At 71.5% G+C, this 26,930-nt stretch carries 29 protein-coding genes; 20 read left to right on the top strand and 9 right to left on the bottom strand.

The window, feature by feature from the left end:
• The first annotated feature begins 23 nt into the window (after nt 1-23).
• The 4 genes from HNR61_RS38720 (at nt 24) to HNR61_RS38735 (ending at nt 3,100) form a co-directional block, all read left to right on the top strand.
• Nucleotides 24-1,172: an epoxide hydrolase family protein gene (locus HNR61_RS38720; RefSeq protein WP_182848119.1), complete on the top strand. Its 1,149-nt coding sequence runs from the start codon at nt 24-26 to the stop codon at nt 1,170-1,172.
• A gap of 113 nt (nt 1,173-1,285) precedes the next feature.
• Nucleotides 1,286-1,543 (top strand): LuxR C-terminal-related transcriptional regulator, encoded by a 258-nt coding sequence (locus tag HNR61_RS38725; RefSeq protein WP_182848120.1) that lies wholly within the window; start codon nt 1,286-1,288, stop codon nt 1,541-1,543.
• A gap of 266 nt (nt 1,544-1,809) precedes the next feature.
• Nucleotides 1,810-2,412: a hypothetical protein gene (locus HNR61_RS38730; protein WP_182848121.1), complete on the top strand. Its 603-nt coding sequence runs from the start codon at nt 1,810-1,812 to the stop codon at nt 2,410-2,412.
• Nucleotides 2,413-2,560: 148 nt separating this feature from the next.
• Nucleotides 2,561-3,100 carry a DUF1707 SHOCT-like domain-containing protein gene (locus tag HNR61_RS38735; RefSeq protein WP_182848122.1) on the top strand — a complete coding sequence of 180 codons (540 nt, stop codon included), beginning with the start codon at nt 2,561-2,563 and terminating at the stop codon, nt 3,098-3,100.
• Nucleotides 3,101-3,216: 116 nt separating this feature from the next.
• On the opposite strand, the gene HNR61_RS38740 is transcribed toward HNR61_RS38735, so the two are convergent.
• Nucleotides 3,217-4,281: a tetratricopeptide repeat protein gene (locus tag HNR61_RS38740; protein WP_182848123.1), complete on the bottom strand. Its 1,065-nt coding sequence runs from the start codon at nt 4,279-4,281 to the stop codon at nt 3,217-3,219.
• Nucleotides 4,282-4,511: 230 nt separating this feature from the next.
• Complete coding sequence (locus tag HNR61_RS38745; protein ID WP_182848124.1) at nt 4,512-5,075, bottom strand: GNAT family N-acetyltransferase; 564 nt, start codon at nt 5,073-5,075, stop codon at nt 4,512-4,514.
• Between the two features lie 60 nt (nt 5,076-5,135).
• On the opposite strand from HNR61_RS38745, the gene HNR61_RS38750 reads away from it, so the two are divergent.
• From HNR61_RS38750 to HNR61_RS38760, 3 genes are all read left to right on the top strand, one after another.
• Entirely contained in the window at nt 5,136-5,603 is a 468-nt protein-coding gene (locus HNR61_RS38750) for a MarR family transcriptional regulator (RefSeq protein ID WP_182848125.1), read from the top strand.
• 433 nt (nt 5,604-6,036) lie between these two features.
• A complete protein-coding gene (locus HNR61_RS47045; protein WP_220510315.1) occupies nt 6,037-9,594 on the top strand; it encodes a WD40 repeat domain-containing serine/threonine protein kinase in 3,558 nt (1,185 codons plus the stop codon).
• Nucleotides 9,595-9,683: 89 nt separating this feature from the next.
• A complete protein-coding gene (locus tag HNR61_RS38760; RefSeq protein ID WP_182848126.1) occupies nt 9,684-9,929 on the top strand; it encodes a hypothetical protein in 246 nt (81 codons plus the stop codon).
• 43 nt (nt 9,930-9,972) lie between these two features.
• Here the strand turns inward: HNR61_RS38760 and HNR61_RS38765 are convergent, their stop codons facing one another.
• Complete coding sequence (locus HNR61_RS38765) at nt 9,973-10,662, bottom strand: response regulator transcription factor (RefSeq protein WP_182848127.1); 690 nt, start codon at nt 10,660-10,662, stop codon at nt 9,973-9,975.
• A 16-nt stretch (nt 10,663-10,678) separates the two neighbouring features.
• On the bottom strand, nt 10,679-11,809 hold the full coding sequence (locus HNR61_RS38770) for a sensor histidine kinase (RefSeq protein ID WP_246444727.1): 1,131 nt from the start codon (nt 11,807-11,809) through the stop codon (nt 10,679-10,681).
• Between the two features lie 135 nt (nt 11,810-11,944).
• Between HNR61_RS38770 and HNR61_RS38775 the strand changes: the two genes are divergently transcribed.
• Together HNR61_RS38775 and HNR61_RS38780 are read left to right on the top strand one after the other, a co-directional pair.
• Complete coding sequence (locus tag HNR61_RS38775) at nt 11,945-13,462, top strand: alpha/beta hydrolase (RefSeq protein WP_182848129.1); 1,518 nt, start codon at nt 11,945-11,947, stop codon at nt 13,460-13,462.
• A gap of 350 nt (nt 13,463-13,812) precedes the next feature.
• Nucleotides 13,813-14,583, top strand: a complete 771-nt coding sequence (locus HNR61_RS38780) for an SAM-dependent methyltransferase (RefSeq protein ID WP_182848130.1) — start codon at nt 13,813-13,815, stop codon at nt 14,581-14,583.
• A 65-nt stretch (nt 14,584-14,648) separates the two neighbouring features.
• On the opposite strand, the gene HNR61_RS38785 is transcribed toward HNR61_RS38780, so the two are convergent.
• The 3 genes from HNR61_RS38785 to HNR61_RS38795 form a co-directional block, all read right to left on the bottom strand.
• Nucleotides 14,649-15,515 (bottom strand): hypothetical protein, encoded by an 867-nt coding sequence (locus tag HNR61_RS38785; protein ID WP_182848131.1) that lies wholly within the window; start codon nt 15,513-15,515, stop codon nt 14,649-14,651.
• 434 nt (nt 15,516-15,949) lie between these two features.
• On the bottom strand, nt 15,950-16,189 hold the full coding sequence (locus tag HNR61_RS38790; protein WP_182848132.1) for an EF-hand domain-containing protein: 240 nt from the start codon (nt 16,187-16,189) through the stop codon (nt 15,950-15,952).
• A 349-nt stretch (nt 16,190-16,538) separates the two neighbouring features.
• A complete protein-coding gene (locus HNR61_RS38795; RefSeq protein ID WP_182848133.1) occupies nt 16,539-16,823 on the bottom strand; it encodes a hypothetical protein in 285 nt (94 codons plus the stop codon).
• 386 nt (nt 16,824-17,209) lie between these two features.
• On the opposite strand from HNR61_RS38795, the gene HNR61_RS38800 reads away from it, so the two are divergent.
• From HNR61_RS38800 to HNR61_RS38810, 3 genes are all read left to right on the top strand, one after another.
• Complete coding sequence (locus tag HNR61_RS38800) at nt 17,210-17,743, top strand: hypothetical protein (RefSeq protein WP_182848134.1); 534 nt, start codon at nt 17,210-17,212, stop codon at nt 17,741-17,743.
• Between the two features lie 278 nt (nt 17,744-18,021).
• The gene (locus tag HNR61_RS38805) at nt 18,022-18,666 is read left to right on the top strand and encodes a hypothetical protein (protein ID WP_182848135.1); all 645 of its coding nucleotides are present in this window, start codon (nt 18,022-18,024) and stop codon (nt 18,664-18,666) included.
• Between the two features lie 140 nt (nt 18,667-18,806).
• Nucleotides 18,807-19,316, top strand: coding sequence for a DinB family protein (locus HNR61_RS38810; RefSeq protein ID WP_182848136.1), 510 nt, complete (start codon nt 18,807-18,809; stop codon nt 19,314-19,316).
• 342 nt (nt 19,317-19,658) lie between these two features.
• Here HNR61_RS38810 and HNR61_RS38815 read toward each other — a convergent pair whose 3' ends face one another.
• The gene (locus HNR61_RS38815; RefSeq protein WP_312898308.1) at nt 19,659-20,546 is read right to left on the bottom strand and encodes an alpha/beta hydrolase; all 888 of its coding nucleotides are present in this window, start codon (nt 20,544-20,546) and stop codon (nt 19,659-19,661) included.
• A gap of 57 nt (nt 20,547-20,603) precedes the next feature.
• Here HNR61_RS38815 and HNR61_RS49645 point away from each other — a divergent pair, with 57 nt between their 5' ends.
• From HNR61_RS49645 to HNR61_RS38840, 5 genes are all read left to right on the top strand, one after another.
• Nucleotides 20,604-21,302: a TetR family transcriptional regulator gene (locus tag HNR61_RS49645; RefSeq protein ID WP_182848138.1), complete on the top strand. Its 699-nt coding sequence runs from the start codon at nt 20,604-20,606 to the stop codon at nt 21,300-21,302.
• A gap of 211 nt (nt 21,303-21,513) precedes the next feature.
• Nucleotides 21,514-21,699 (top strand): hypothetical protein, encoded by a 186-nt coding sequence (locus HNR61_RS38825; RefSeq protein ID WP_182848139.1) that lies wholly within the window; start codon nt 21,514-21,516, stop codon nt 21,697-21,699.
• 253 nt (nt 21,700-21,952) lie between these two features.
• Complete coding sequence (locus HNR61_RS38830) at nt 21,953-22,393, top strand: GNAT family N-acetyltransferase (RefSeq protein WP_220510317.1); 441 nt, start codon at nt 21,953-21,955, stop codon at nt 22,391-22,393.
• 398 nt (nt 22,394-22,791) lie between these two features.
• On the top strand, nt 22,792-23,457 hold the full coding sequence (locus tag HNR61_RS38835) for an alpha/beta fold hydrolase (protein ID WP_281400701.1): 666 nt from the start codon (nt 22,792-22,794) through the stop codon (nt 23,455-23,457).
• Nucleotides 23,458-23,554: 97 nt separating this feature from the next.
• The gene (locus tag HNR61_RS38840; protein WP_182848142.1) at nt 23,555-23,770 is read left to right on the top strand and encodes a hypothetical protein; all 216 of its coding nucleotides are present in this window, start codon (nt 23,555-23,557) and stop codon (nt 23,768-23,770) included.
• Nucleotides 23,771-24,098: 328 nt separating this feature from the next.
• Here the strand turns inward: HNR61_RS38840 and HNR61_RS38845 are convergent, their stop codons facing one another.
• A complete protein-coding gene (locus HNR61_RS38845) occupies nt 24,099-24,578 on the bottom strand; it encodes a hypothetical protein (RefSeq protein ID WP_246444729.1) in 480 nt (159 codons plus the stop codon).
• 63 nt (nt 24,579-24,641) lie between these two features.
• Between HNR61_RS38845 and HNR61_RS48725 the strand changes: the two genes are divergently transcribed.
• The 3 genes from HNR61_RS48725 (at nt 24,642) to HNR61_RS38860 (ending at nt 26,907) form a co-directional block, all read left to right on the top strand.
• A complete protein-coding gene (locus HNR61_RS48725; protein WP_182848144.1) occupies nt 24,642-24,860 on the top strand; it encodes an ABC-2 membrane transporter-related protein in 219 nt (72 codons plus the stop codon).
• Nucleotides 24,857-25,609, top strand: coding sequence for an ABC-2 membrane transporter-related protein (locus HNR61_RS38855; RefSeq protein WP_182848145.1), 753 nt, complete (start codon nt 24,857-24,859; stop codon nt 25,607-25,609). The genes HNR61_RS48725 and HNR61_RS38855 overlap by 4 nt, the downstream gene beginning before the upstream one ends.
• A 71-nt stretch (nt 25,610-25,680) precedes the next feature.
• Nucleotides 25,681-26,907, top strand: a complete 1,227-nt coding sequence (locus HNR61_RS38860) for an alpha/beta hydrolase family protein (RefSeq protein WP_246444730.1) — start codon at nt 25,681-25,683, stop codon at nt 26,905-26,907.
• Nucleotides 26,908-26,930: the final 23 nt, after the last annotated feature.

Genomic DNA, 26,930 nt, shown 5'->3' on the forward strand with positions numbered 1-26,930 from the left:
CCACCCCTACGCGAGGAGCAGCGATGGCAGAGGACACCACGCTCAGGCCGTTTCGCATCGCGGTCCCGCAGGCCGACCTGGACGACCTGCGTACACGGCTCGCCCGGACCCGCTGGCCCGCCGACGCCCCGGCCCCCGCCTGGTCGCACGGCGTTCCGGTCGACTACCTCAAGGACCTGGCCGAGTACTGGCGGACCGGATACGACTGGCGTGCCCACGAGGCGGCCCTCAACCGCCTCCCCCAGGTGACCACCGTGATCGACGGTGAACACCTGCACGCCCTGCACGTGCGCTCGCCCGAACCCGACGCCCTGCCGCTGGTCCTCAGCCACGGCTGGCCGGGCTCGATCGTGGAGTTCATGAAGGTCATCGGCCCGCTGACCGACCCGCGCGCCCACGGCGGCGACCCCGCCGACGCCTTCCACGTGGTGGCACCGTCCCTGCCGGGGTTCGCGTTCTCCGGCCCCGCCCGCACCACCGGCTGGACGCTGGAACGGATCGCGCGGGCCTGGGCCGAGTGGATGCGCCGGCTCGGCTACGAGCGCTACGGCGCGCAGGGCGGCGACACCGGCTCGCTGATCTCCCCCATGCTGGGCCGGATCGCCCCCGACCGCGTCGTGGGCGTCCACGTCAACGGGGCGCTCGGCTTCCCCGAAGGAGACCCCGCCGCCCTCACCGGCCTGACCCCGGCCGAGCGGGCCCGGCTGCGGCTCTACACCGACACCGCCGACCGTTCGGGATACTCGGCCATCCAGTCCACCCGGCCCCAGACCCTGGCCTACGGCCTGCACGACTCACCCGCCGGTCAGCTCGCCTGGATCGCCGAGAAGTTCAAGGAGTGGACCGACCCGGCCGCCGACCTGCCCGAAGACGCCGTCGACCGGGACCAGATGCTCACCAACGTCTCGGTGTACTGGTTCACCGGCACCGCCGGCTCGGCCGCGCGCCTGTACAAGGACGGCGCGATGGACTGGTCGCAGCCGATGGGCTCCTCGCGCGTCCCCACCGGCGTGGCGGTCTTCCCCGGCGACGCCGGCATCCGCCGCATCGCCGAACGGAACGACGACGTCGTGCACTGGTCGGAGTTCGACCGCGGCGGCCACTTCGCCGCCATGGAGGCCCCGGACCTGCTGGTCACCGACATCCGGGCCTTCTTCCGCCCGCTGCGCTAGCCGTATGACCACCCGATCCCACAGGCGTGGAACATGCGACGCCTGCGGTTGCGCTGCTTACCTGATCTCTCAGACCGCCCCTGGAGGCATACGTAGACGAGTCGAGCCGATGGTTGCGGGACCTGGCTCCGCAGGAGCGTCAGGTCCTGGCGCTCATCTCCTACGGCGTTCCACCGGCGACGATCGCCCGAGCGACGCGCCGCTCCCTGTCGACGATCGCGCGCCAGAAGGGCGACGTCATGGCCAGACTCGGCATCACGAGCGACGCCGAACTGACCGCGTTTCTGGACGTCCACCTGCGCAGCGCCGGAGTGACCCCACGGCTGCGAGAGAGCGTCGCCCTGCGCTTCGAAAGGAACGCAGGAGGGTGAAGGGGATGCTCGCCGACGACGGGTCTGCCAGCCCGTGCCGGATGGAAGTGCGCCTTGGGCCCTGGTCGGAGCCCGCACTCGCTCTCCTGCGGCGGACCGACACGCCCGAGACGCCCCGTCACCTCGGCGGACCGGAGCCAGAGGACGAACCGCCGGCCCGGCGGGACGTTCTGGGCACAGATCCTCCTCGGGCGAAATCCCGGCGGGGCGTGGACGGCTGGGGCCTCGCGATAGCGTGATGCGTCTGGGCTGCCAAGGTGAAGAGAGTGGCGACGGCTGTGGACCTGAAGAGCTCGCGACGGTTGCTGCTGCGGGGCTGGCGCGCCATCGGCCAGGTGGAACAGCTGGCGGCGGCGTGGGGCTGGCCGCAGCGTGAGGTGTCGGTCTCGGCTCCCGACCCGTTCGAGGAGCCCTCCAGCGTCTCGTGGTGGGGCGACGGGCAGCGGCTGGTGATGACCCACTACGACGACTGGGATGTCCGGCTGTCGTATCTGATCTTCACCGGAGCGGACGCCGGGGAGGTGCGGGAGGCGTTCGAGAACGCCGAGGCGCGGTTGGACGCCTGGTCGCTGGACGAGCTGCTCGCCGAGGCGCGCAACGCCTCCGACCCCGGCGAGGTGGCCAAGGCGGTGGAGCGGGCCGCGTACGGCGCTCCGACGGAGTTCGACGAGCGCTTTTTCACCGTGATCGACGACGCCCTGCGGCACGACGACGCGCGCGTTCGCGAGGGCGGGATATGGGCGGCGTCGATGGCGCAGTACCCGCAGCTCCAACCGCAGCTCATGGCGATCGCCCGGACCGACGAGATGGAAAGGCTGCGGGAGATGGCCGCGGTACTCGTCAGGAGTGCGGACGACGACGCCAAGTGACCACCGACGCGGACCCTCTCGGAGAGCGGGTCCAGGCCACGGTGAGCCCGTAGTCGTTCTTGCCGTGGATGTGGAGCATCCCGCGCGACCTCACCATGATCGGCTGACCCGGCGAACCGGCACGGCTCGCCTTGCTAGCGTGGGCGGCATGCCGAACGATCTGCCCGACATGCGAGCTTCGCACGAGGATCGCGACCGTGCCGTGGAGGCCCTGCGGGTCGCCGGGGGAGACGGCCGACTCAGCGCCGAGGAGCTTGAGACCCGGGTGGAGAGCGCCCTGAACGCCCGGACGCTCGGCGAGCTGGCCGCGCTCACCGCCGACCTGCCGGCCGCGCCCGGGACCAGAGAGGTGCTCGTGATCAGGCAGGGAGGCGGCAAGTACGTGCAGGACGGGCGCTGGCCGGTGCCCGCGCGCATCGAGCTCCGCACGCAGCTGTGCCGGGTCACCCTCGACTTCACCCAGGCGGTGATCACCTCGAACGTCCTGCGCATCGACGCGGACATGGTGCACGGCAAGCTGTTCATCGTCAGCTCGCCGGGCATGGTGATCGACACCAGCGGGCTCAACCTGACCTTCTCCAAACTCAAGATCCGCTCCAGGGACTTCGCCGCCGATGCCCGCCTCCACGTCGAGCTCGCCGGCACGCTCCTGCACGCGAAGGTCATCGAACGCCGGTCACGCCGCTGAGAGCACGGAAAGCCCCGGCGGGCAGCCGCGCTCAGCGGGCTCTCCGGCCTCGCGCCACCTCCCTTCCAGAAGGCACGGTTGTGGCGATGGACATGATCGGTTTCATCGGAAGCCATCTAGGCGGAGGCGTTCAGTTCGGCCAGCAGCTCTCGTAGCGGCCCGTAGCCCTCGTCCCAGGGGCGTGTGTCGGTGCGCGTGCCGAGCATGAGGCACAGCCGGCGGCCCCGGGCGTGGCGCTCGTCGCTCCACTGCTTCAGCCGGTCCAGCGCGGCCCGCACTTCCGCGACGTCCCCCGGGAACACGTGCAGGCCGATCTCGTTGAGCGAGGGACGGCTGATGTCGTGGAAGTGCAACCCGGTCTCGAAGACGTCGCGGGTCCAGTACAGCTCGTTCATGCCGTTGTTCTCCATCCACTCCTCGACCACGCGGAGCCTGAACGTGCCCGCGAGGAGTTCGCCGAGCCGAAGATGCACCCATGGCATCAGCGCGTCGGTCTCGGTTTCGCGCGGGTGGGCGGTGATGCACGCCTTGAGCAGCGTGTCGGCGGCCTCGTCCAGTTCGCCGCGCACGATGAGAAGGTGGCCGAGCAGGTGACCGGCGTACGCGACGTACAGCGGGTCCTTCGCCCGCAACGCCCTGCGCAGCGGCCTCTCCGCCGCGTCGGGCTCGCCGTCGGCCAGGAGCAGGTCGCCCAGGAGCACGGCGGCGAGATCACGCCGCACCGCCCGGTCCGCGTCCGCCACCGCCTGGGCGAGGTGTTCCCGGGCGGCCTCCCGGGCCCCGGTCAGCCGGGCGGTGATCCCGGTCAGCAGCGGGTCCACGGCGGATGGACGGCGGCCCAGGACGTCGGACGGCCCCCGTGACTCCAGCACCGCGGCCAGCGGGCCCAGCCACGGGTCCTCTCCCTCCATCACCTGCCGCAGGGGAGCCCGGAACGGCTCGTCGAGGCTGATCGCGACGCCCGCCAGGGCCGCGGCGGCATGGCCCGCCAGGGAGGTGCGGCCCGACGCGGCGAGCGGGCGCAGCGCCGCGAGCGACGCGGCGGCGTCACCGGCACGGAACGGCTCCAGCGCGCTTTCGACCTCCTCCGGCACCGGGGGGACCGGATCGGCCGGGAGCGGGACCGGGAAGCCGTCGGGCTCGAACGCGGGGGAGTCGTACCCGGGGTGCGGGTCGTGCATCGCGGAACTCTTCTCTGACGAGGGCCTGCACGGAGAGCGTTCCATGATGATCACGTACGGGTCCGACAGAACGATCGGTTGCCCGGCGGCATATCGGGGCTGGCTGACAGCGTCGGGGTCGGCTCGCGCCGGCCCCGGGTCCGCAACCCGGCGATCGCGGGACCGCGCTCGTCTCCGACCGGGTTTCCGAACCGGCCGGCTCTCGTGCGGGCGGCCGGGAACGGCCCCGCTCAGCGCCCGCCCTCGGATCCCGCGTGCTCACCGGAGAGGCGCCGGACGCGCACCAGGTTGCGGACGGTGTTCCCGTCGCGCTGGTCGGTGTATTCGGCGACCGGGACGTAGCCGTGTTCGTGGTAGATGCGTCCGAGCTCGGGGCTGTCCGCCCAGTGGTCCAGGGCCAGGGCGGGAGCGTCGTGCGTTCCGGCGAGGCGCTCGGCGTGGGCCAGCAGGGCCGGACCCACGCCGCGGCCGTCGGGGCCGCGGTCGGTCATGACGGTGTGGATGAACATCGAGCCGTCGGGGACCACGCCGGCGGGGACGCGCGGCGGGAGCACGAACGCCGCGGCCAGGAGCCCGACGCGTCTGCCGTGTCGTTCGGCGACGGTGATGACGCCCTGGGAGGCCCAATCGGCGACGCGGTCGGCGAACCCCGGCTGTTGCGAGAACGGCACCGTTCCCCACTGCTGGGGCCGGTCTTGGGCCACCAGCCACTTCAGAACGGAGTCCATCAGCGCCAGCAGGGCCGGGACATCGTCCGTTGTCGCCTGCCGCAGGTGCGGCGGGTGGTTCGGCATGGCGGCCTCCAGAGGGATAGGGTGGGCCAACCCGATTGATTCAACTTTCTAAGGATTAGATTGTCAAAGGAAATCCGGGTCGGCGCCATCGCCAGGGCGGTTCAGGAGCTTCAGGACGCCACCGACCTGATCGACGAACTGGCGGCCCGGCGCCTGGGCGTCAACCGCACCGATCTGCGGTGCCTGAGCCGGCTGACCGCCCGCGGCCCGCTGACCGCGAGCGAGCTGGCGGCCGCCGCCGGACTGACCGGCGGCGCGACCACCACGGCCATCGACCGGCTGGAGCGGGCCGGTCTGGCCCGGCGCGTCCGCGACGCGGCGGACCGGCGGCGCGTCCTGGTCCACCTGACCGATCAGGCCCACGCGGTCAGCCAGGAGATCTGGGGGCCGATCGTGAGCGACGCCCTGGCCGAGTTGCGCGGGTTCACCCTCGCCGAGCTGGACGTCATCGAGACGTTTCTGCATCGCGCGCTGGACAACCAGACCCGGCACGCCGACCGCCTGCGTTCGCAGAGGCCACAGCGATGAGCTCGAAGAGCGACCTGGTGGTACTCGGCGATCATGCCGTAGCGGGTGGCGACACCGCGCCGGTGCGTGAGCTGGTCGAAGCGGCATTGGGAGCGCTCCGCGTCGAAAGCCGGTGGTCGTCCACCCCGTGAGCCGCGACGGGTCCGGCTCACCGCCTGACCGGCGCGTTCAGGGACGCCTCGACCCTGGGGCCGGCACCGCGGTGAAGGCAGTCAGCGGCGCTGCCGCCGGTCACCATCACTCGACATCGTGACGGGTTTCGGCCCGCTCCTCTCCCGTCGGCGGCCGAACTGTGTCGTCTCCCACACCGTGCCGGACGAGTCCGAGGTCAGCGCCGGCTCGTCGCCGGGATCGGGGATCGGCCGCCAACCGATGGCGTGGCCGGCACATCCAATAGAGACGATCATGTCTTTTTGGAGAAGGGAGCATCCCGGTGGCGATCGAACCCCTGGTGCCCGGCGAACCGTCGCGGCTGGGCGACTACTGGCTGGCCGGACGGTTGGGCGCGGGCGGGCAGGGGGTGGTGTACGAGGGGTACGGGCCGGACGGGGAACGGGTCGCGGTCAAGGCCCTGCACGCCGACCACTCCGCCGTGCACCGCGCGTTGTTCGTCCGGGAAGTGGAGGCGTTGCGGCGGGTGGCGCAGTTCTGCACGGCCCGGGTGCTGGCGGTCGATCTGGAGTCGACGCCGCCGTTCATCGTCAGCGAGTACATCCCGGGCCCGACGCTCAGGCAGGCGGTGGAGGCGAACGGCCCCTGCCGCGCCGGTGAGCTGTACCGGCTGGCGATCGGGATCGCCACGGCGCTGACCGCGATCCACCGGGCCGGGGTGGTCCACCGCGACCTCAAGCCTGCCAACGTGCTGCTGGGGCCGGACGGGCCGCGCGTGATCGACTTCGGTGTCGCCCGCACCGACGACACCTCGCGCAGCACGACCGGGGTGAAGGGAACGCTCCGGTACATGGCGCCGGAGGTCTTCGGCGGGCACAAGCCCACCTTCGCCGTCGACGTCTGGGCGTGGGGCGCGACCGTGTTCTTCGCCGCGACCGGACGGTACCCGTTCGAGGGCGGGACCCTGCCCCAGCTGATGCACGCGGTGCGGAACTCCGAGCCCGACACCTCCGCGCTGCCCGACGTGCTGGAACCCGTCGTCACCGCGGCGCTGGCCAAGGACCCCGCCCAGCGGCCGACCGCGCAGCGGCTGCTGATGGACCTGCTGATGGCCACCCCGGACACCGACCTGCTCCAGGAGGGCGTGCGGGCGGCCGCGGCGGTCCGCCCGCCGGTCGCGGCCGCTCCGACGCTCGGTGAACGCGCCGAGGCCGCGTTCCGGCAACTGGACGCGGCCGCGCAGGCGGCCGTCCCGTCGGTGCTGCTGCGCATGGTGTCGGGCGGGGACGACCTTCTGCGGCCCGCGGCGCGCGCCGAGTTCACCGACGGCCGGACGCCGGAGAACGCGATCGAGGCCGTGCTGTCCTCGTTCACCCGCGCGGGCGTGCTGACCTGGGACGGCCGGCACTTCACGATCGCCACGGCCGCGCTGCTACGGGCCTGGCCCCGGCTGCGCGACTGGGCCGAAGCCGAACGCGCCGGTCTGGCCACCCACCGGGAGCTCGCGGACGGGGCCCGGCTGTGGGACGCCCACGGACGCAAGAGCGGCGACCTGTTCCAGGGCACCCGGCTCGACCGCGCCACGGCCTGGGTCGCCGAAGGCCGCCGTCACCTCACCGTCAACACGGTCGAGCGCGCCTTCCTCAACGCCGCCGCCCGCCGCCGCTCCACCCGCCGCAGGGCCCTCCTCGGCGGGATGGCGCTGCTGCTGGTGGCGTCGATGGGCGCCGGAACCCTGATCCTCCTGCAGAGCCGGACCGTCGCCCGGCAACGCGACGCCGCCATCAGCAGGCAGCTGGTGGCCCAGGCCCTGCAGGTGCGGCGCACCGACCCGGGCCTGGCGCGCCGCCTGGCGGTGGCCGCCGCGGCGCTGGCCGGGGACACCCACGACACCCACCATGCGCTGCTCACCGTGTCGTCGCAGTGGGAACAGGACATCTGGCCGGCACCCGGCATCGACGGTTCGTGGTTCACCGTCCCGCCCGGCGGCGCCGGTCCGCAGATCTTCTTGAAGGGCAACACCCTCGCCCTGGTCGACCCCGAGGCCTGGCGGAGGGGACGCACGATCACCGTCACCGGCCCCAAGCTGACGGGGATGGACCCGACCCTGGACGGCAGGCGGATCCTCACCCTCCAGCAGGACGGGACCCTGGTGCTGTGGGACGTCGCCTCCGGCGCCCCCAGCCCCCTGCCCTACAAGCTGCCCCCCGAGCGGGCGGACCACTTCCGGCTCAGCCCGACCGGCGCGAAACTGGTGACCGGCGGCAAGGGGACGATCAGGGTGCTGGAGACCGCCACCGGCCGGGAACTGCGCAGCATCAAGGTCGACCACGAGCCGGACGGCCTGGCGTTGTCCCCCGACGACCGCTTCATGCTCGTACCCGTCGCCGACGGCAAGGACAAGCAGCGGCTGGCCTGGTGGGACCTGACCACCGGCCGGGAGCTGAGGACACCGCGCATGCCCCGGGGGATCCCGCGGAAGCCGAGGGTGTTCACCAACACGACGTTCAGCCCGGACGGACGGTTCGTCGCGACCCGCTACGGCGAGCAGATCGCCGTCTTCAACGCCCGCACCCATGAGATCCGAGCGACGCTGGAGATCCCCAAAGCGGACCGGTCGAGCTCCGACAAGTCCATGAGGTTCAGCCGCGACGGCGAGTACCTCGCCTCCAACATGACGTTGTGGAGCACCGAACCCAGCGGCCTCTCGCGGCCCCACCTGCGCCACAGGACCGACATCCCCTGCAGCGGCACCCGCTTCACCGCCAACGGGACGAGCCTGTCCTGTTTCGATACCTGGAGACGGTTCCAGACGATCGACGTGGCCGCGTTCGTCCGCCCGCGGAAGGTCGCCGGCGCCTTCAACCAGTCGGCGATCAGCCGCGACGGGACCACTCTGGCCGCCGGCGACACCGGCTCCGGCACCGTCCAGATCTGGGACACCGCGACCGGGACCCGCCGCGAGTCGATCACGCTTCCCTACGCACTCGGGGCCCCGGAGAACCCCACGATGTTCCTGTCGCCCGACGGGCGGCTGCTCGGTGTGGCCCGCCAGAACGGCTCGGTCGAGATCTGGGACGTGAAGGCGCGCACCAGACGTCTCACCCTGAACCCGGGGCCGCGGCCGTCGGGCATCGCGCCGACACCGTCGTTCTCCCCGGACGGCAGGGCGGTGGCCGTTCTCGCCCCGGGCCAGAAGAACAACCTCCCGACCGTGCTGACGTTCTGGGACACCGCCTCCGGACGATCCCTCGGCCAGGCCCGGAGCACGCCGGAGGCCGCCGGTTACGGCGGCTCCGAGGTCCGCACCGTCTGGAGCGAGGACGGCCGCCGGGTCATCTCCGCCACCGAACTCGGCGTGGTGGAGTTCCCGTCGGGGAGGACGCTGGTCCCGCCCGGCGCCCTGCGGTCCTCGGTGTCGCGGTCCGTGCAGGCCCTCAGCGCGGGCGGCGTTCTCGCCACGATCGACCAGCGCGCCCTGGTCTTCTGGGACGCCCGCACCCTCCGGCAGAGGGGCAACCCCATCTGGCTTCCGGCCGGCGGCACCCCGATCACCGCGTTCTCGCCGGACGGCCGGCTGGCCGCCACCACCGACGCCCAAGGAAAGATCGACATCTGGGACGTCGGGAAGCAGCGCCGGGTCGGGCTCCCGCTCACCGGCCACACCCACGACTCCGGCAGCAGCATGCTGATCGGCTCGCTGGCGTTCAGCGCCGACGGCTCCCGCGTTCACAGCGTGGGCCGGGACGACGGAAGGCTCCTCACCCACCTCCTCGCCCCCGACCTGCTCAAACAGAAGCTGTGCAAGACCTCCGGGCCGCTGACCGAACGGGAGTGGGCGGCCCACGTCCAGGACGTCGACTACCGGGAGACCTGCTAGCACCGCGCTCACGGCCGCGGCCGGAACGGCACCGGGAGCGGCGGGTCCGAGCCGATCCCGTTCGCAGTGACAGACCGAGAGGAGCTCACATGCCAGGCCCCCTGCTGTTCCTGCTCGTCATCGTCGGGTCCATCGCCGCCGTCATCGGCGCCCTCCTCGTCATCGGGGTCGCCTTCGCGGGGGTCGCGTCGCTGTTCTCCAGCGGCGGCAAGCCCGCCGTCGGGGGCGGCTCGTCCGCGAGCCGTCCCGATCCCTTCGGCCCGGGCGGCGGCTGCGGAGACGGGAGTTGCGATGCGAGCTGCGGCGACGGGGGCGGCTGCGGCTGCGGCGGCTGACCCCCGGCCCCTCCGCGGACAGCGCAGGAGGTCGGGACGCGGATCAGCGCGCGTCCCCGCGCCCGGGACCCTGCCCGGCCGCACCGCCGCGCGCGCCGTCCAGGTAAGCGAGCACCGCCCGCACGCGACGGTGGCCGGAGTCGTCCGGTGCCAGGCCGAGCTTGGCGAAGATGTTGCCGATGTGCTTGTGGACGGCGTTGTCGGAGATGCGCATCCGCTCGGCGATGGTGGCGTTGTCGTGCCCCTGCGCCATGAGGGCGAGGGCCTCCCGCTCGCGGGGCGTGAGGGCGTCCAGGGGGTCGCCGGTGCGGCGCGCGAGGAGCTGGGCGACCACCTCGGGGTCCATGGCGGTGCCCCCGGCCGCGACGCGCCGCAGGGCGTCGACGAACTCGGCCACCCGGCCGATGCGGTCCTTGAGGAGGTAACCGATGCCGCCGCGGCCGTCGGAGAGGAGCTCGCCGGCGTACTCGCGCTCGACGTACTGCGACAGCACCAGGATCGGCAGCGCGCCGTGCTCGCGGCGGGCCCGCAGCGCGGCGTGGATCCCCTCGTCGCGGAACGACGGCGGCAGCCGCACGTCGACGATGGCGATGTCGGGGCGGTGTTCGGCGACGGCGTCGAGGAACGCCTCGCCGTCGCCGACGACGGCCACGACCTCGCAGCCCTTGGCCGCCAGCAGCAGCTCCAGGCCGCTGGACAGCAGGACGTTGTCCTCGGCGATCACGACGCGCACGGAACCTCCCGAACGATCACTTGGCGCACGGCACCCGGACCGTGAGCGTGGTGGGCCCGCCCGCCGGGCTGTCGAGGCGGACCGCCCCGTCCAGGGCGGCGACCCGCCGGCGTATCCCGGCGATCCCGGTGCCGCGCGTCTCGTCGGCGCCGCCTGTTCCGTCGTCGGTGACCTCGATGGACAGCACGTCGCCGGCGCGTTCGACCCGGAGGGACGCCCGGGTGGCGGCGGCGTGCTTGGTCACGTTCGTCAGCGCCTCGGCGATCACGTAGTAGGCCACCGCCTCCACGGCCGCCGGGAGCGCGCCCGGCTCGGCGAGCTCGATGCGGACCGGCACGCCCGACCTGGCGGCCAGCGCCGCCAGCGCCCCGTCGAGCCCGCGGTCGGCGAGGATCGGCGGATAGATCGTCTGGAGCACCGTGCGGAGCTCGACCATCGCCTCCTCCGCCGTCTCGTGCGCCTGCCGGAGCAGCGTCGCCACCGTGTCCGGGTCGTCGGCGAGCGACTCCCGGGCGAGACCCACCTGCATGGCGATGGCCACCAGGCGCGCCTGCGTCCCGTCGTGCAGGTCGCGTTCGATGCGCTGGAGCTCAGCGCCATGGGCGTCGACGACCCCCACCCGGCTTCTGGTCAGGACCTCGACCCGCTCGGTGAGCCGCTCGCGGGCCGACGGCGCGAGCACCGCCAGGCACAGCCGCGCGTGGAGCCGCGCCAGCACCGGGAGCACCCACCAGGCCACCGCGCCGAGGACGGCGATCTGCACAGAGCCCCCGACCAGCGCGGTCGCCCAGCCGTCCACATGGACATCGAAAAAGGAGAACAGGGTGGGACGCGCGTCGGCGGGAAACGCCCACCAGAAGGACAGCGCCACCGCGGCGACCAGGATGTTGCCCAGGCACATCAGGGCGGCCAGCCCGAGCGGGAACCCGACCGCGACGTGCGCGAGCGCCCATGCGAGATTGCGCCATCCGCCCGGCCGCCCGCCGACCGGGACACCCAGCAGCCTTCCGGCCCGCTGACGGTGGCGGCCCGCCCAGCCCCGCGCCGCCGCCGGCACGAGCAGCACCGGCGACGCGAGCGCCGTGGCCACGGCCGTGGCCAGCGTGCCCAGCAGGTAGGCCGAGCCGGAGAAGGCCCGTTCACGCATGCGCACTCCCCGCGACACCGGCATGGAGATCATTATTCGCCACCGGCCCACGCCGGGCACTACAGCGGGCTGTACCAACGCGCGTGCGGCCGGCTGTATCGTGCCGGACGTCTGGCCTCCCTAGCGTCCTCGGTCATGAAGCCGACATTCGCGTGGACCACCCGACGCCTGCTCCCGGCCCTCGCCCTGCTCTCCCTGTCCGCCGCCGTCGCGCCCCTGACCAGGGCCGACGAAAGCCCGCGCCCACCGCTCGACTGGAAACCCTGCGTCCGGGTCTCCGACGACACCGTCGGCAGGGAACTCGACCAGGCAGGCGCGCGGTGCGCGAAGCTCACCGTCCCGCTCGACCACTCCAGGCCCGGCGGCCGCACCATCACGCTCGCGCTGTCCCGCCTGCCCGCCACCGACCGCGCCCACCGCATCGGCACCATGGTCCTCAACAGCGGCGGCCCCGGCGAGAGCACGCTGGGCATGCCTCTCCAGACGCGCGCGGCGATGAAGGACGTCGCCCGCCGCTACGACCTCATCGGCCTGGACCCGCGCTTCGTCGGACGCAGCACGCCGCTCGACTGCGGCTGGCCCATCGGCCTGTGGCTCCGCTCGGCCGGCACGACCCGCGCCCGGTTCGATCACCAGGTGGCGGTACAGCGCGACCTGGCCGAACGCTGCGCCCGGCGCCACGCCGACGTGCTCCCGTACGCCAACACGCGCGACACGGCCCGCGACATCGACCTCGTGCGCCGCGTCCTCGGGGAGCGCCGGATCTCCTTCCTCGGCTACTCCTACGGCAGCTACCTGGGCGCGGTCTACACCCAGATGTTCCCCGGCCGCACCGACCGCGTCGTCCTGGACAGCGCGGGCGACCCGCACGTGTGGGGCCCGAGGGCGACGCGGGGCAGCGAGGAGGAGGCGGAACGCGCGCTGCGCGGCTGGGCGGCCTGGGCCGCCGAACGCCACGGCGCCTACGGCCTCGGCGCCACCCCCGCCCGCGTGCTCGCCACCGTGAACGCGATCGTCGCTGCCGCGGAGAAGCGCCCGCTGCGCGTCGGGCGCTACGAGGTGGACGAGCAGACGGTCCCGTACATCGTCTCCGTCGGCTCCGGCGACGACCGCCCCGCCGGCCGCGCGGAGTTCGCCGCCACCGTCCGGACCCTGAACGAGGCCGCGCACCGCCGCCCGGCCGACCCCGACCCCAAGCTCAACGGGCTCCTCACGTTCATCCTGACCAGCGAGGGCTCCCCGCTCGCCAGCCCGGCCGCCGCGATCGTCTGCGGCGAGCGCGCCGCGCCCCGCGACCCCGACACCTACTGGAACGACATCCAGCGCAGCCGCGCGCGCCACCCCCTCTTCGGCCCCCTCAAGAACAACATCTGGCCCTGCGCCTTCTGGCCGAACCACCCGCGCGAGCACCCCACGCGCATCGGCAACCCCACCCCCGCGCTGATCGTGTCCGCCACCGGCGACACCTCCACCACCTACGAGGGCAGCAGGGCCATGCACCGGGCGCTGACCGGTTCGCGCCTGCTCACCCTGCGCGGCGTCACCGCCCACGGGATCTACGGCACCTACGGCAACGCCTGCGTGGACGCCAAGGTCAACGCCTACCTGGCCACCGGGGCCCTCCCCGCCACCAACCCGACCTGCCGTCCCTGACCCGCCGTCCGGGGCCGCGATGCCCCATCGCGGCCTCATACCGGCTTCGCGCCATGCGCATGTAGTGCACGGCAGGGACACGCGGCGGATGGCTGAACCGCTCCGGGTTCAGGGAAAACGCCAGTGGAGAATCGTGGCGCTCTCGCGGAACGCGTCGCGTTCGTGCCTCCGCCCAGACAGCCGGACTTCGGGAAACCGAGCCGGGACCAGGTGCCAGACGCGGGCCGGGGCCGCTCGGCACCACACGTCGAGTGGGAGAACCCGCCAGAGCGTTCGAGGCTCTGGCGGGAACGGACGAGCCGCAGCCGAATCGTTCGGCGCGTCACTCGGGATCAGCTAACGTCCGCCCCATGACAGCTTCCGATCTTCCCCCGCGTCTCGGCAGCCTGACCTTCCACGGACCGCTCTCCGAGGACCGCGCCGGGCGCGTCGTCGCGCGGCTCGCCGAGGCCTCGCCCGCCACCGTCCTCGACATCGGCTGCGGCTGGGGCGAACTACTGCTCCGCGTCCTGGAGGCCGTCCCGGGATCGACAGGCGTGGGCCTCGACATCAACGCCGAAGACCTGGCCAGGGGCAGGGACCTCGCGAAGGCACGCGGACTCGCCGAACGGGTCGAGTTCGCCGAGGAGTCGGCCCTGGGCACGTTCCGCGGGCCCGTGGACGCGGTGCTCTGCCTGGGATCCGGCCAGGCGCTGTGCGACCCCGGGCAGCCCTACGACCCGGGTGTCGTCCTACGCGAACTGCGCCGCCTGGTCCGTCCGGGCGGGCGCGTGGTCCTCGGCGAGGGTTTCTGGGAACGTTCCCCGACGGGCGACGAACTCGCGGCGATGTGGCCCGGGGCGCACGCAGGCGACCACCTGAGGCTCGGACCGCTGGTCGACCTCGCCGTCGAGTCGGGCTTCCGGCCGGCCTGGATCGAGTCGGCGAGCCGTGAGGAGTGGGAGGAGTTCGAGTCCGGCTACCGCCACGACACAGAGCTCTGGCTCGCCGCCCACCCCGACCACCCTCTGGCCGCCGAGACCCGCGAACGGGTCGACCGCCAGCGGTCCTCCTGGGCCGACGGCTACCGCGACGTCCTCGGCATCGCGTACCTGACCCTCGTACCGGTCGCCGGAACCTGAACGCTGCCGGCGCGGACCCGGTTCCCGCGGGTGGGTGACCGTGACATCGCCCTGCGTCTGGACCACTACCGCCCACGCCGCAGCTCGCGCGCGACCACGCCGTACAGGACCAGGTCGAACGCCAGCCACGCCGTCGAGGCGAACTGCCCGTACGTGAAGCCGAACATCCGGGTGATCAGCAGATCCGTCAGCACCGCCCAGCGCAGCCGGTCCAGCAGCACCCGCGGCCGACCGCGCGGCGCGAACGCGGCCGCGGCCGCGAGGCCCGCCGACACCAGCGCCGAGACCGCCGTGCCGATCGAGGTGATCTCCGAGACGGTGTCCAGCGAGGCGATCAGCGCGGGCGGATCGGTGACCCGCCCCAGGTAGGCCACCACCAGAGTGACGCCGGGCACGGCCTGCGCGACGAACACCAGCGCCGCCAGCGCCACGGCCCAGCGGCGCTGGAGCAGCCGGGCGGCGGCATCAGAGGCGCGGCGGGCCCACCGTACCGGCGCGGTGACCTCGTGGTGGGCGGGGGAGGAGGGCGAGCCGTCGCCGGAGTGCCGGGCCACCAGCAGCCGCACGATCGCCAGCACCACGAACGACAGGTAGATGACCGCTCCGGCCGGTTGGTAGAAGTAGTCGTTGTCGTTGGTGATGAACTTGCCGACCTCGTCCACGAACAGCCCGTAGCCGACGCCGCCGAGCAGCGCCACCCAGCGGCGGGCGCGGCTGCCGTCGTACAGCAGCGCCAGCACCAGCGCGACCAGCATCAGCAGGCCGCCCCACAGCACGTGCGAGATGTGCAGCCCGCCACCACCGATCCGCGGGTAGCCCGTCACCTCCAGATAGCCGCGGGTCAGCAGGACGGCGCTGATCCCGGCGAGGACGAACCACTCCAGCAGCTCGCCCCCGCGGTCGGCGCGCGGCAGCCTCCGATGTCCCCCCATGCCCCCAGGCTAGGGCAGACGCCCAGAGAAACCGCAGGTCAGCGTGGTGTCAGAGCGTCGCGGCATCGGGTGGGTCCCCGCCGACGCCGGTTCATGACACCTGAGCGGGGCCGTGAGGACCAACTGTCCGAGGACGAGCCCCCGCTTGCGCCCGGCAGCGCAACGGGGTGCTCGTCTCATCGGCGGTCGGAAAACTCAGCGGCACAGGCCGAAGCCGCGCCACGAACGCCGCACGAGTTCCGGATGCCCCCGTCCCCGAGGGCGAAGCGGTCTGGACCGGCGCGTCGGGCCGATCCAGAAGCCGGCATGTTCTGCGCGCACGGCAGAGCCGGGCCGCGCTCCAGACAACGATCGGCTGCGGGAGCCCGCCGGGCCGGCGACAGCCAGCGGCTGTGCGCGGAGCCGTGGTGAGGTCCGTTCGGGCGGTCCGGCGTTCAGTCTCCGGTGCCGAGCTCGGGAAGGTTCTTCGCCAGCGGCACGAACTCGGCCACCGACAGCAGCCCGTCCTGATCGGTGTCGTACTCGACGAACAGCGCCTTGACGATCCCGGACAGGTCGTTCACCTCGGCGGCCGGGAACATCCCCGCGATCGCCGCGGTCACCTCGTCCACGGTGAGCTGCCCATCCCCATCGGTGTCGTACTGAGCGAACACCGCCTCATACTGCTCGGACATGTTTCCCTTCCACACCGGCGACCGTGGATCCTGATCGTACTGCTCCTGGAGGGCGGCTGCTGCGGAGGCTGACGCTCCCTCCAGGGCGGACGGATTCCGCAATCTCGCCGTCCTCTCGCTTGCGTGCGCGCGGCATTGGTCGGGGGAGTGGGAGCAGGCGACCATCGCCTACCGTGAGGCGCTGCGCATCGACCCCTACGACGACGTTGTCAGGACCCGCGTGCAAGAGCTTGAGGACGTTGGACCTCCTGGTCCTCCGGCAAGGATCGTCACAGGTCCCCTACGGCTTCCACCTGCTGGAGACGACCCGGCTCGTCGGTCAAGGGTGAGCCGTGCCGTCGGATGGCGGTCATTGCTGTGTGCAGCCGCTCGCCGACAGGAAGCCGTTCCAGGAGAAAGCCGTGCGGCAGCGGTGACTGCCGGCGGCTGAGCCGCTCAGTACGGTGACTACGACATCGGCATAGCCTGTGCCGTCGCAGCTTTGAGCGGAGATCTCGTAGCCGCCCTGGGCGGCCGTGCGATTGCCGAAGAAACAGCTGTACGAGCCTGCCGCGCGCGCCGACGGGACAGACGCCAGCGGCCCCGCGAGCGCCGCTGCGGCAAGGGTGAGGGTGAGCCATCTGGCGAGGTGCATGATGCTCCCTTGGCCGTTGAGGACCGTCCCCACGCTAGAGAACCAGGGCACTGTCGCCTAGGGGTGTTCCTCACGACTTCCGGGTGTCGCCCTCACGAGGATCTCGCCGCGCCGGCCGGCGATGTCATGCCCGGGGATGGGCGGATGCCTCTCTGAGAACGGGCTACACCCAAGCTGGATCATCACTCACATTCCTTCTCGGCCCAGCAGCCCGGAGAGTGAACGTCGTCAGCGCCGAGTGCGAAGGCCACCGCACGAGAGCCGCGCCCACCGTTGATGGCAGTGGGGCTCGGATCCGGTCTTCTGGGCCCCCGATCGCCTTGTGGCAAGGTTTGCCATTCGCGACGATGTGCTCATCCGGTGATGCTGCTCGGAGCGGAGACGGGATGAACGGAACCAGCGGCGCGCTGCGGCTGCGCCCGAACGGGCGGAGCCCCCTGATCGTCGTTCCGGTGCTCATCACGGGTCCGGCGCTGCTGCTGGTCGGCTGGACCCAGCCGTCGGCCACCGCCTCCCTGGTCGGCTTCGGGATGACCATCTACGCGCTGCGCAATCTGCTGATCCTGTACCAGGGACGGCTGGAGGTCTGGCCCGATGGGCTGGTCAACCGGCTCGCCGGACAGCGCGCCGAGGTCACCTGGGAACGGGCCGACCGCCTCCTGGTCATCCGCACCCTGTTCGGCCGCTACGCGCAGCTGGAGGAACGCGGCGGCCCCCGCGTCAGCCTGGCCGCGCCCCGTACCAGCCTGATCATGCACACTCCGCGCTTCGACGCCGTTCTGAACGACCTCAGCCGCATGCCCGGCGGCTGCCGTAGCCCGGTGCCGGTCCACCGCACCGTTCCGCTGCCCGCGATCACGGTGCAGGGCATCCTGGTGCTGAGCGTGGTGGGCGCTGTCGTGGTGGCCGTTCTACGCTGATCAGCCTGGTCGGCGATAGAGCACAGCTCGTTTTCGCCGACCTGCCGGGCTTGACCGGACGAGGCGCTGAGCACGCCGAACATGTGTCGAATCCGCCGCATGCGAACCTGCGCGCTGACTGCCTTTCTTTGATGTCCATGAACCGGCCGAGAAGTCCCCGTTCCTCGGTGGAATCGGGCGCACAGTGGTGCCAGGCCCACCGGGAGAAGCTCCTCACCTCCCCTGACCAGGGGCGTTCCGCGGCACAGGATGGTGCCAGCCAAGGAACGGAGAACGCCGTGAACGAGACCCTCGCCCGCCGTTTCACCGGAACCGCCGGAGTGGCGGCGGCCGCCGCGCTGATCCTGGAGGTGCCTCTCTACTTCGTCTACTCGGGTGCGCCACCGGACTCCAACATCCTCAGCCGCCTCCTGGTCGGCATCTTCTCGATGGGATTCCTGCTCGTCCTCGTGACCGGACTCCGCGAGATCATCAAAACGGTGCACCCGGAGTACGAATGGGCCGGAACGCTGGCGTTCGCCGCCGGCCTGGCGTACACCACGATCACGCTGGTGTCCCACGGCCTGGAGGCGGGCGACGTCATCGCGACGGAGCAGCCGATCGACCCGACGATCACCGTTCACGGCACCTACATCCTGTACGGGTCGATCAGCCGGATGCTGCTGGCCCTGTTCCTGACGGCGCTGGGCTACGCGATCGCGCGCACCGGTGCGCTGCCCCGCTGGACCTCACGTTCCGCCTACGTTCTGGCGGCGGTCAACATCGCGTTCGTCCCGTCGCTGTTCTTCGGCAACACGCCCGCGAACTTCTACGCCGCCAACGGGTGGGGCACCACCGCTCTCATGGGCGCCGTGCTCAGCTACTGGCTGCTCGCGATGGGCATCACGACACTCAGAAGCGCCCGTACGGCACGCGCCCGTTGACCGCTCACCCCACGCCGCCGCCGGAACGATGAGGTGAGAGCCCTTACCGCCGTACCAGGCTGAGTGAGGCTCTTACCCATGGTCGTAAGGTCCGTCTGGAAGGGGTGCAGTGCGGCGTCGGAACCTGGCACGATGACGCGATGGACGGTCCTGAGAGAGTCACGCCTCCATACGAAGGAGCTGATGAGCGCACCTCGCTGACCCGCTTCCTGGACTACCAGCGGCAGACGTTGGCGATGAAGTGCTCGGGGCTGACGGCCGAACAGCTCAGGCGGCGGGCGGTCGCGCCGTCCGCCCTGTCGCTGCTCGGGCTGGTGCGGCATATGGCCGAGGTCGAGCGGGGCTGGTTCCAACTCGTGATGAACGGTGAGGACGTCAGCGGCTACTGGGGGCGGTGGGCCGAGGGCGAAGGCGCCGAGTTCGATGTGGAGGAGGCCGATCCGGCGCAGGCGTTCGAGGTGTGGAACGCGGCGTGTGAGAGATCCCGCGAGATCGTGGACGCCGCCGAATCGCTGGAGTCCGTCGGGCGCTATCGCGATATGCGGTTCTCGTTGCGCTACGTCCTCACCCACATGATCGAGGAGTACGCGCGCCACAACGGCCACGCGGATCTGCTCCGCGAACGGATCGACGGGACCACCGGCGAGTAGAGCCGCCCGGCCCGTCTGGCGAGGGTGTCTTCGCCCTGAGGACAGTGCGACTTCGATCCCGGCCACGGCGCGCGTCCGTTGGTGCCGAGGGCAGGCCGCGAAGCTGACTCGATGCTCGCGCTGGCGAAGGCCGCTGGGTGTGGAAGAAGGCGAGAACGGCGATCCCGCTCGCGGTGGGGAGTGGCTGCCGAAACTTCAGCGGGGACGTCGCCGGGCAAGCCCTATCCGCGTTCGACGCGGCATCCGCTTGTCGATCCACCTGCGTGCACCACTGTCTCCGCGCGACCACCTACCACGGGAAACCTTGCTGTTCTCCGCGTTGCGCGGGGAGGGCGTGGCACGTCAGCCGACCTGGGCGACGAAGAACGCGATCTGGTCGGCCAGGACCTTGTCCCTGATCGCGGGGTCGTTGTAGAAGCTGAAATGCGTTCCCGGGTAACGCCTCAGCTCACCGTCGGGGGCACGGTCGGCGAGGACGCGGGTCGTCTCCTCGGGCGTCTCGTGGTCCTCGGTCGCGATGCAGACCAGGAGCGGCGCGCGGAGACGTTCGGGCGCCGGGCGGTAGCGCGCCATGCGCAGGAACGCGCGGGGCGCGACGCTGTTGCGCCAGAGGGTCTGTCCGTTCTCCCCGGCGAGGGTCCTGATGTGCTGCTCGGCCTCGGCCGTCGCGGTCACGGCCATCTCTCCGGGCGCGCCGATCATGGGAATGTAGTACGGGCCCAACCCGAGCCGGCCGCGCAGGGCGTCCCACAGGATGGCGGCCTGGAGCCGGAACGTGGACCAGGCCGACCGGCCCTCGACCTTGCGGGGGAAACCGTTGAACGGGATCTGCGCGACCACGGCGGCGATGCGCGGATCGTCGGCGGCGACGTTGATGGCGTGCGCTCCTCCGAGCGAGTTGCCCCAGAGCAGGACGCGGTCCGGGTCGATCCGCCCGTGGCCGCGGACGAACGCGACCGCCGACCGGATGTCCTCCTGCTGGCCGTCGATGTCGACGAGCTGCCGGGGCTCCCCGGCGCTCTCGCCGAAGTTGCGGTAGTCGAAGACCAGGGCCGCCAGCCCGGCGGCGGCGAAGCTCTCGGCGTGGGGGAGGAGGCGGTCCATCGTTCCGCTGAACCCGTGGCAGAGGACCACGCAGGGAACCCGCTCCGTCCCGTCTTCGGGGGTGAAGAGGCGCCCCACGCATCCGGAACCGAACGTTACGCGATCGCCCATGCCCGCTCCCTTCATCCACTTACCGACGGTCAGCAGGCTAGCAGCTCGCTAGACTCCCGGTAAGGGAGGGTGATGAACGAGACGCCACGACGGATCCTGGACGCGGCGGGCGAGCTGTTCGCCGAACACGGCTACCGCGCGACCTCGATGCAGGCGATCGCGCAGAAGGTCGGCATCACCAAGGCCGCCCTCTATTACCACTTCGCGTCGAAGGACGAGATCCTGCGGAACCTCACGCTCCCCGTGCTGGACGAGCTGGAGGCGACGCTCGCCGAGGCGGAGCGGCACGGGGATCCGGAGACCGTTCGCCGGAGGGCCATCGAGGGGTACGTGGACGTCAGCCTCCGGCACCGGCACACCCTGGTCATGCTCGTCCGGGACATGACGCTGCTGGTCCAGGCCCCCGTGGCCGAACGCTTCAAGGCCATCCTGCTGCTGGCGAACGACCTGGTCTGCGGACCCGACCGGCGGCTGGAGCAGCGCGTCCGCGCCGCGCAGGTGGTGGCGGGCCTGGGGGATCCGATCGTGGCCTTCCACCATGTGCCGGCGCGAAGGCTCCGGCGCCTCATCCTGGACGGCGCGTGGGCGCTGCTGGACTCGCCGCCTCCGCCGCCCCGGCCGCGAGGACGCGGCGGGGGGCGGCCCGCGGCGTTGAGCGAGGACCAGATCGAGCAGGCGCGCGCCCTGCACGCGTCGGGTCACGCGGTCGAGGAGATCGCCGCCCGCTTCGGGGTCTCCCGCGCCACTGCCTATCGTATTCTCAAAACTTGATTGTGAGACAAGGTTTTGAGACGAGTCGCGGGCGGTGCGATCCCCTCCGGCCGGGCGCCGCCGGCGCCTGAGTACCTCCTCGCGACCCGGCAGAGGTGTTTGCCCGCTGGTGGCAGGACCGATCCCCGCACCCTGCCCTGCCTTGGGGCGCCGCGGGTATGGCCTCCGCGACCGGCTCGTCCAGGGGCCGGCCCGACGAAGGAGACATGCGATGGAACGGCGGCCGCAGGAGCCCGACGACAACGATCTGGGACTCGTCGGTGGCGAGGCGCAGCCACCCGTCCGCGACACCGTCCAGCCCGACGGCGGCGCGGGCGGTGCCGGGGGAGGCGGTGACGACGCCAACGGGACCGGCGCGAGCGGTCCAGGTTCCATGGGGCAGGACGACGAGCGGTGACCGCGGTGCTCGTCGCGACAGCAGCTCAGTGCGACGAGCACCCAGCCTCAACGGCCCAGGCACACCTGCGGTAGCTGGAACCGCTCGGCGACGGCCGCATCCGCCATCAGATGGCGGCCCACCCGACGCATGACCCGCCGTTCGCTTTCGAGCAGACGGGTGGGGCCGTTGCGAAACTGGCTACGGTGAAGCAATGTCTACCCCCGAAGACCCCATCACGCTCCGTCCTGCGGTTCCCGACGACGCTGAGGCGGTGGCGGACATCTGGCGGCAGGGATGGCGCGACGCCCATCTCGGCAATGTCCCCGACGAGCTGACCGCGGCGCGTACCCCGCAGTCGTTCTCCGCACGCGCCGCCCAGCACGTCGAGGACACGGTGGTCGCGGTCATCGACGACCAGGTCGCCGGATTCGTCATGGTCGTCGATGACGAAGTGGAACAGGTCTATGTCGCGAGCCATCATCGTGGGTCGAGGGTGGCGACGGTGCTGCTGGCCGAGGCCGAGCGGCTGGTCCGCGAGAACGGCCATGACCAGGCGTGGCTGGCGGTCGTGGCCGGCAACGGGCGCGCCCGCCGTTTCTACGAGCGGCAGGGGTGGACCGACCAAGGCCTGTTCGACCACAAGGCACCCGGCCCGACCGGCCCCATCTCCGTCCCCAGCCACCGCTACGTCAAGCAGGTCGCCAACCGCTGAGACGCCCCAGCTCAGCACCTAGGGGAGGAGTCTGACCGACCGCGGCTGCCCGATCTATCCCGCCAAAGCGACCCCAACGTAAGGAAGACGTGGATGAGGGCGCCGAAAGACGTTGAACTGGGCTCCCTTCTCCGCTCTCAGCACTTACCTTACAACGTCAAGGTGCTCGTTTTTTAAAATCAAAACACATACCAGCACAACCCCCTTCCCAACAACCAGCAAGAACATGAGCTGGCCAGTCGGCAGGTTTGATTGCGCCTGCCTGAGGTAGCTCATGCAAATCGTTGGAAGGAGCTCGATCGGTGGGGGAGGGGAGGCGGCCGCATCGCGTTCGGTGGGATGGCGGCGTTCGTAGTCTGGAGGCCGGTCGAGAGCACTCCGGCGGGCCGCTGGTGGTCATGGTGCCGGGGTTGGGCGCGCTGGGCTATCTGCTGGACGCGCTCTCCGGCTGCGCCGGCTGGGCTCGCTCGTTCCTGCTGGATGTGCCTGGCTTCGGGCATCGACCGCCACGTCCCTGTCCTGCCGAGGTCGGCTCGATCGCCGGAGCGGTGGCCGCGTGGCTCGAGGTGGTGGCGGAGGGTGAGCCGGTCGTTCTCGTCGGTCACTCCACTGGTGCCCAGGTCGCGCTGCAGGTGGCTGCTCGGCGTGCGGAGCGAGTGCAGGCTTTGGTGCTGATGGGGCCGACGTTCCCGCCGGAACAGCGGCGGGTTCTGGGTGTGCTGCGCGGATGTGCTGGTGCGCTTCGTCATGAGACGCCCAGGTTGCTGCCGGCCACGGTGCCGTATTACGTGCGCGGTGGTTGTCGGCAGCTGGCTCGGCTTCTGAGCTCCGCGTGGCAGGATGCGCCTGAGCGGACCATAGCGAGCGTTGGCTGCCCGGTCCTGCTGGTTCGCGGTGAGCACGACGGGTTCGCGCCGCAGAGGTGGGTTGATCGGCTCACCACGGCCGCTCCTGATGGTTGGTCCGTCACCGTGCCGGGGGCGCACAACTTCCCGTTTCGGCGTGGTGGCCTGGCCGGTGCGCTGGTCGCGCAGGCGGCGCGTCGCGCGGACCTGATCGGCTGAGGCGCGTCCGGCTCGCTGTCGGCTCGGGGGCCGTTGACTGGCCAGGGGGAGGGGGTCAGGAATGTGTTGAATGCGGTTTCCTTTGCCCGTCAGCAGCATGTTGACCTGGCTGATGCGCGAGCCCGGACGAATCGATCCAGGCACGCTGAACCTGCTGGCCGAGCACGCCACCCGGTTGGCCGAGCACGCCACCCGGTTGGCCGAGCGGGCCGCGCTGGTGCTGGACAGTCTCCCGCCGGATGTGGAGAACGTGATCGAGAAGGTGGGCTGGCGTCGTCTGCCCGGAATTGAACAGTGCGCGCCCGTCGGTTGACTGCTGGGCTTCGTCCTCATCCCCGGCCAAGCCGGAACGGCCTGCGGTTCGGTGCCGCTCTGAAGCGCGTCATGATCGGTTTGCTCATCGACCGTCCGCGTGCCGGGCCGGGCACGGTGGTCGACCGGTCGGTCGTGACGCCGGGCCGCTCCGTGCAGGGCAACGCGGCCAAATGGTGCATCAGGTGGGTCAAAAGGTGGCGTGGGCCAGCCTTCCGGTTCGGCAAGACGCCCGGCGGCCTCCGGGCCGGCCCGCCCCTATGCGGAGCCGTCCTGTGGGGCCCAAGCCCGCGACCGGTCCGAAGACCTGGACTTGGTACGGGCTTTGATCAGTTCGTCGGGCAGAACACCGCCTTGGTGGACTGCCAGACGGCCCGCTCGGCTTCCTGCCACTGCTTCTCGCGGCCGGCCACCGTGACGGAAACCGCGTACTGGAGACGGCCGTCGGAGGAGGTGTAGGTGGTGGTGGTGGTGAAGCCGGGGGCGGCTCCCGCGCGTCCGGGCAGCAGTTCGGGGTTGCCGGCGCAGGGTCCGCCGGGCGGCAGCGGGGCCTGGCCGGGCGGCGGGTCGGTGATGACCTTCTGCAGGTCCGCGGGCAGGAGCCTGCCCTGCTGGAACGCCTGCTGGAACGCCTGCTGGAAGCGGCTGACGTCGCGCGCGGTGGAGATCACGCCGCCGGTGCCGAGCAGGGTGCCGGCGTTGAACCGGTCGACATCGCGCAGCGTGCCGGTCTCATCGGCCCAGTAGCCGTGCCCGTGCGGACCCTTGATCCCCTGCGGTGGCCTGGTCGGCAGGTAGCTGTCGGTCATCTGCAACGGGGTGAACAGGCGCCGGTCGAACTCGGCGGCCAGGCCGCGATCGCGGCGGCCACCATGGCCGCCGTCACCGCCATCCTCGCGATCACCGGCCCCCACCTGGCCGATCTCCCTGGCCAGGACAATCCTTTCCGCGAGAACCTCACCGCCGCCGGCGGTGCGCTGTATTACGGCAGCGCGGCGCTGGTCTATGCGCTGCCCGCGGTGGTCGGCATCTTCTGGGGCGCGCCGCTGGTCACCCGCGAACTGGAGACCGGCACACACCGCCTGGTGTGAGCCAGACTGTCACCCGCACCCGGTGGCTGGTCACCAAGCTGGGCGTCGTCGGCGTGACCGCGGCGGCCGTGGCGGGGCTGCTCAGCCTCGCGGTCACCTGGTGGGCCGATCCCATCGACACCGCGGCCGGCGCCGGCGGTGGCGGTCCGTTCCCCGCGCGCGTCTCTCCGCTGGTCTTCGGTGCGCGCGGGATCGTTCCGGCCGGTTATGCCGCCTTCGCTTTCGTGCTCGGCGTCGCCCTGGGGATCGTGCTGCGGCGGACCGTGACCACCATGGCCCTGACGTCGGCCGTCTTCATCGCCGTCCAGATCGCCGTCCCGTTCACGGTGCGCCCGCACGTCCTGCCCCCGGTCCAGCAGACCGTCACGATCGACAGAACCAACATCAAGTCGTTCCGGACCGACAGCTCCGGTCAGCCCCGGCGACTGACGGTCTCCAGCCCGCCGGGCGCCTGGGTCACGGCCAACCAGACCGTCGACGCCAACGGCCGCGCCGTCGCCACGTTGCCCTCATGGTTGACGGACTGCATGCCACCGCCGCCAGGGCGGAGGACCCACCCCCGACCCGACGGGCCCGCCGCGCGGGCATGTTTCGCCAAGCTCAACGATCTCGGCTACGAGCAGTCGCTGACCTATCAGCCCGCCGACCGCTTCTGGGCTCTGCAATGGGCCGAGACCATGACCTTCCTTGTCCTGTCGGCCCTGCTGACCGGCTTCTGTCTCTGGTGGACCCGCCACCGCCTGTCCTGACCCCACGCCGCCCCGGCAGGTCCGCACGACGGCTCTCGTCGCGCCCCTTCCCCCAACGAACGGACACCTCCATGAACCATGTGGACCAGCCGCGCAAGTCGCCCACGCACGGCGGCCTGGCCGTCATCGGAATGCTCGCCCTGGCTCTGCCCGTCCTCGGCCTGTCCGCCTGCGGCGGGTCCGCCCCCGCGACCACTCCCGCCGCCGTGGCCACGCCCACTCCCACCCCCCGTCTGCCCGAACCGACCGGCCCTCATCCGGTCGGCACCAGCTCCCTGCACCTGAAGGACACCTCGCGCCCCGACCCCTGGGTCCCCGAGGCCAAAGCCAGAGAGCTCATGGTCTCCCTGTGGTATCCGGCCGTCTCGCCGGGACGACGGCGAGCACCGTACATGACCGCCAAGGAGTCGCAGCTCCTCCTGGAAAGCGCGCAGATCACCGGCGTGCCCCAGGACGCGTTGAGCAGGACCCGGACCCGCGCCTTCACCGACGCCCGGCCGACCCGCGAACGCCGCCTGCCCCTGGTGATACTGTCCCCGGGTTTCAGCGAGCCCCGCAGCACGCTCACCTCCCTGGCCGAGGAACTGGCCAGCAGGGGGTACGCGGTGGCCGCGATCGACCACACCTACGAGAGCCTGGCGACCACCTTCCCCGACGGCCGCACCACCACGTGCGCCGTCTGCGGAGCCGACAAGGACGAGCATTTCCGGAGCAAACTGGCCAACAGCCGGGCAGCCGACGTCTCCTTCGTGCTCGACGAACTGACCAGAAGACGCCTGGCAGGCAAGCGCGTCCCGCCGATCGCCCCTTCCCGGATCGCGATGGCAGGGCACTCGGCGGGAGGCGCCGGCGCCATCCCCGCCATGCTGAAGGACAAGCGCGTACGCGCGGGAATCGACATGGACGGCACCACGCTCACCCCGATCCCCGGCAGCGGGCAGCCGCGGCCGTTCATGTTCCTGGGCACCCAGGACAAGCACAGTCCGGGCGGCAGGGACACCACCTGGGAACGCGACTGGGAACACGACTGGGAACACCTGACCGGGTGGAAACGCTGGCTCGTGGTGGCCGGAGCAGAGCACGCCTCCTTCACCGACACTCCACTGCTACTGGAACAACTGGGCATCCACCGCAACCCCCGCCTGGCCGGAGCCCGCGCCGTGGAACTCACCCGCAGCTACGTCCGAGCCTTCTTCGACCTGCACCTGCGCAACAAAACCCAACCCCGACTGGACGCCCCGTCCACGCACCACCCCGAGGTCAGGCGCTGCTCGGTGAAGACCAAACGCTGCCAGTAACCGACCACCACCAGCCAACCGAA

The sequence above is a fragment of the Actinomadura kijaniata genome (assembly GCF_014138665.1).
Classification (GTDB): Bacteria; Actinomycetota; Actinomycetes; order Streptosporangiales; family Streptosporangiaceae; genus Spirillospora; species Spirillospora kijaniata.

What these genes read in the sequence shown, in the direction of transcription:
- HNR61_RS38815 (WP_312898308.1), bottom strand. Translation starts at nt 20,546, where the DNA reads ATGAAGGGAGCGGGCATGGGCGATCGCGTAACGTTCGGTTCCGGATGC.
- HNR61_RS38740 (WP_182848123.1), bottom strand. Translation starts at nt 4,281, where the DNA reads ATGCACGACCCGCACCCCGGGTACGACTCCCCCGCGTTCGAGCCCGAC.
- HNR61_RS38825 (WP_182848139.1), top strand. Translation starts at nt 21,514, where the DNA reads ATGGAACGGCGGCCGCAGGAGCCCGACGACAACGATCTGGGACTCGTC.
- HNR61_RS38860 (WP_246444730.1), top strand. Translation starts at nt 25,681, where the DNA reads ATGAACCATGTGGACCAGCCGCGCAAGTCGCCCACGCACGGCGGCCTG.
- HNR61_RS38785 (WP_182848131.1), bottom strand. Translation starts at nt 15,515, where the DNA reads ATGGGGGGACATCGGAGGCTGCCGCGCGCCGACCGCGGGGGCGAGCTG.
- HNR61_RS38800 (WP_182848134.1), top strand. Translation starts at nt 17,210, where the DNA reads ATGAACGGAACCAGCGGCGCGCTGCGGCTGCGCCCGAACGGGCGGAGC.
- HNR61_RS38745 (WP_182848124.1), bottom strand. Translation starts at nt 5,075, where the DNA reads ATGCCGAACCACCCGCCGCACCTGCGGCAGGCGACAACGGACGATGTC.
- HNR61_RS38845 (WP_246444729.1), bottom strand. Translation starts at nt 24,578, where the DNA reads ATGACCGACAGCTACCTGCCGACCAGGCCACCGCAGGGGATCAAGGGT.
- HNR61_RS38720 (WP_182848119.1), top strand. Translation starts at nt 24, where the DNA reads ATGGCAGAGGACACCACGCTCAGGCCGTTTCGCATCGCGGTCCCGCAG.
- HNR61_RS38810 (WP_182848136.1), top strand. Translation starts at nt 18,807, where the DNA reads ATGGACGGTCCTGAGAGAGTCACGCCTCCATACGAAGGAGCTGATGAG.
- HNR61_RS38735 (WP_182848122.1), top strand. Translation starts at nt 2,561, where the DNA reads ATGCCGAACGATCTGCCCGACATGCGAGCTTCGCACGAGGATCGCGAC.
- HNR61_RS38780 (WP_182848130.1), top strand. Translation starts at nt 13,813, where the DNA reads ATGACAGCTTCCGATCTTCCCCCGCGTCTCGGCAGCCTGACCTTCCAC.
- HNR61_RS48725 (WP_182848144.1), top strand. Translation starts at nt 24,642, where the DNA reads ATGGCCGCCGTCACCGCCATCCTCGCGATCACCGGCCCCCACCTGGCC.
- HNR61_RS38840 (WP_182848142.1), top strand. Translation starts at nt 23,555, where the DNA reads ATGTTGACCTGGCTGATGCGCGAGCCCGGACGAATCGATCCAGGCACG.
- HNR61_RS38770 (WP_246444727.1), bottom strand. Translation starts at nt 11,809, where the DNA reads ATGCGTGAACGGGCCTTCTCCGGCTCGGCCTACCTGCTGGGCACGCTG.
- HNR61_RS49645 (WP_182848138.1), top strand. Translation starts at nt 20,604, where the DNA reads ATGAACGAGACGCCACGACGGATCCTGGACGCGGCGGGCGAGCTGTTC.
- HNR61_RS38760 (WP_182848126.1), top strand. Translation starts at nt 9,684, where the DNA reads ATGCCAGGCCCCCTGCTGTTCCTGCTCGTCATCGTCGGGTCCATCGCC.
- HNR61_RS38775 (WP_182848129.1), top strand. Translation starts at nt 11,945, where the DNA reads ATGAAGCCGACATTCGCGTGGACCACCCGACGCCTGCTCCCGGCCCTC.
- HNR61_RS38835 (WP_281400701.1), top strand. Translation starts at nt 22,792, where the DNA reads ATGGTGCCGGGGTTGGGCGCGCTGGGCTATCTGCTGGACGCGCTCTCC.
- HNR61_RS38795 (WP_182848133.1), bottom strand. Translation starts at nt 16,823, where the DNA reads ATGCACCTCGCCAGATGGCTCACCCTCACCCTTGCCGCAGCGGCGCTC.
- HNR61_RS38790 (WP_182848132.1), bottom strand. Translation starts at nt 16,189, where the DNA reads ATGTCCGAGCAGTATGAGGCGGTGTTCGCTCAGTACGACACCGATGGG.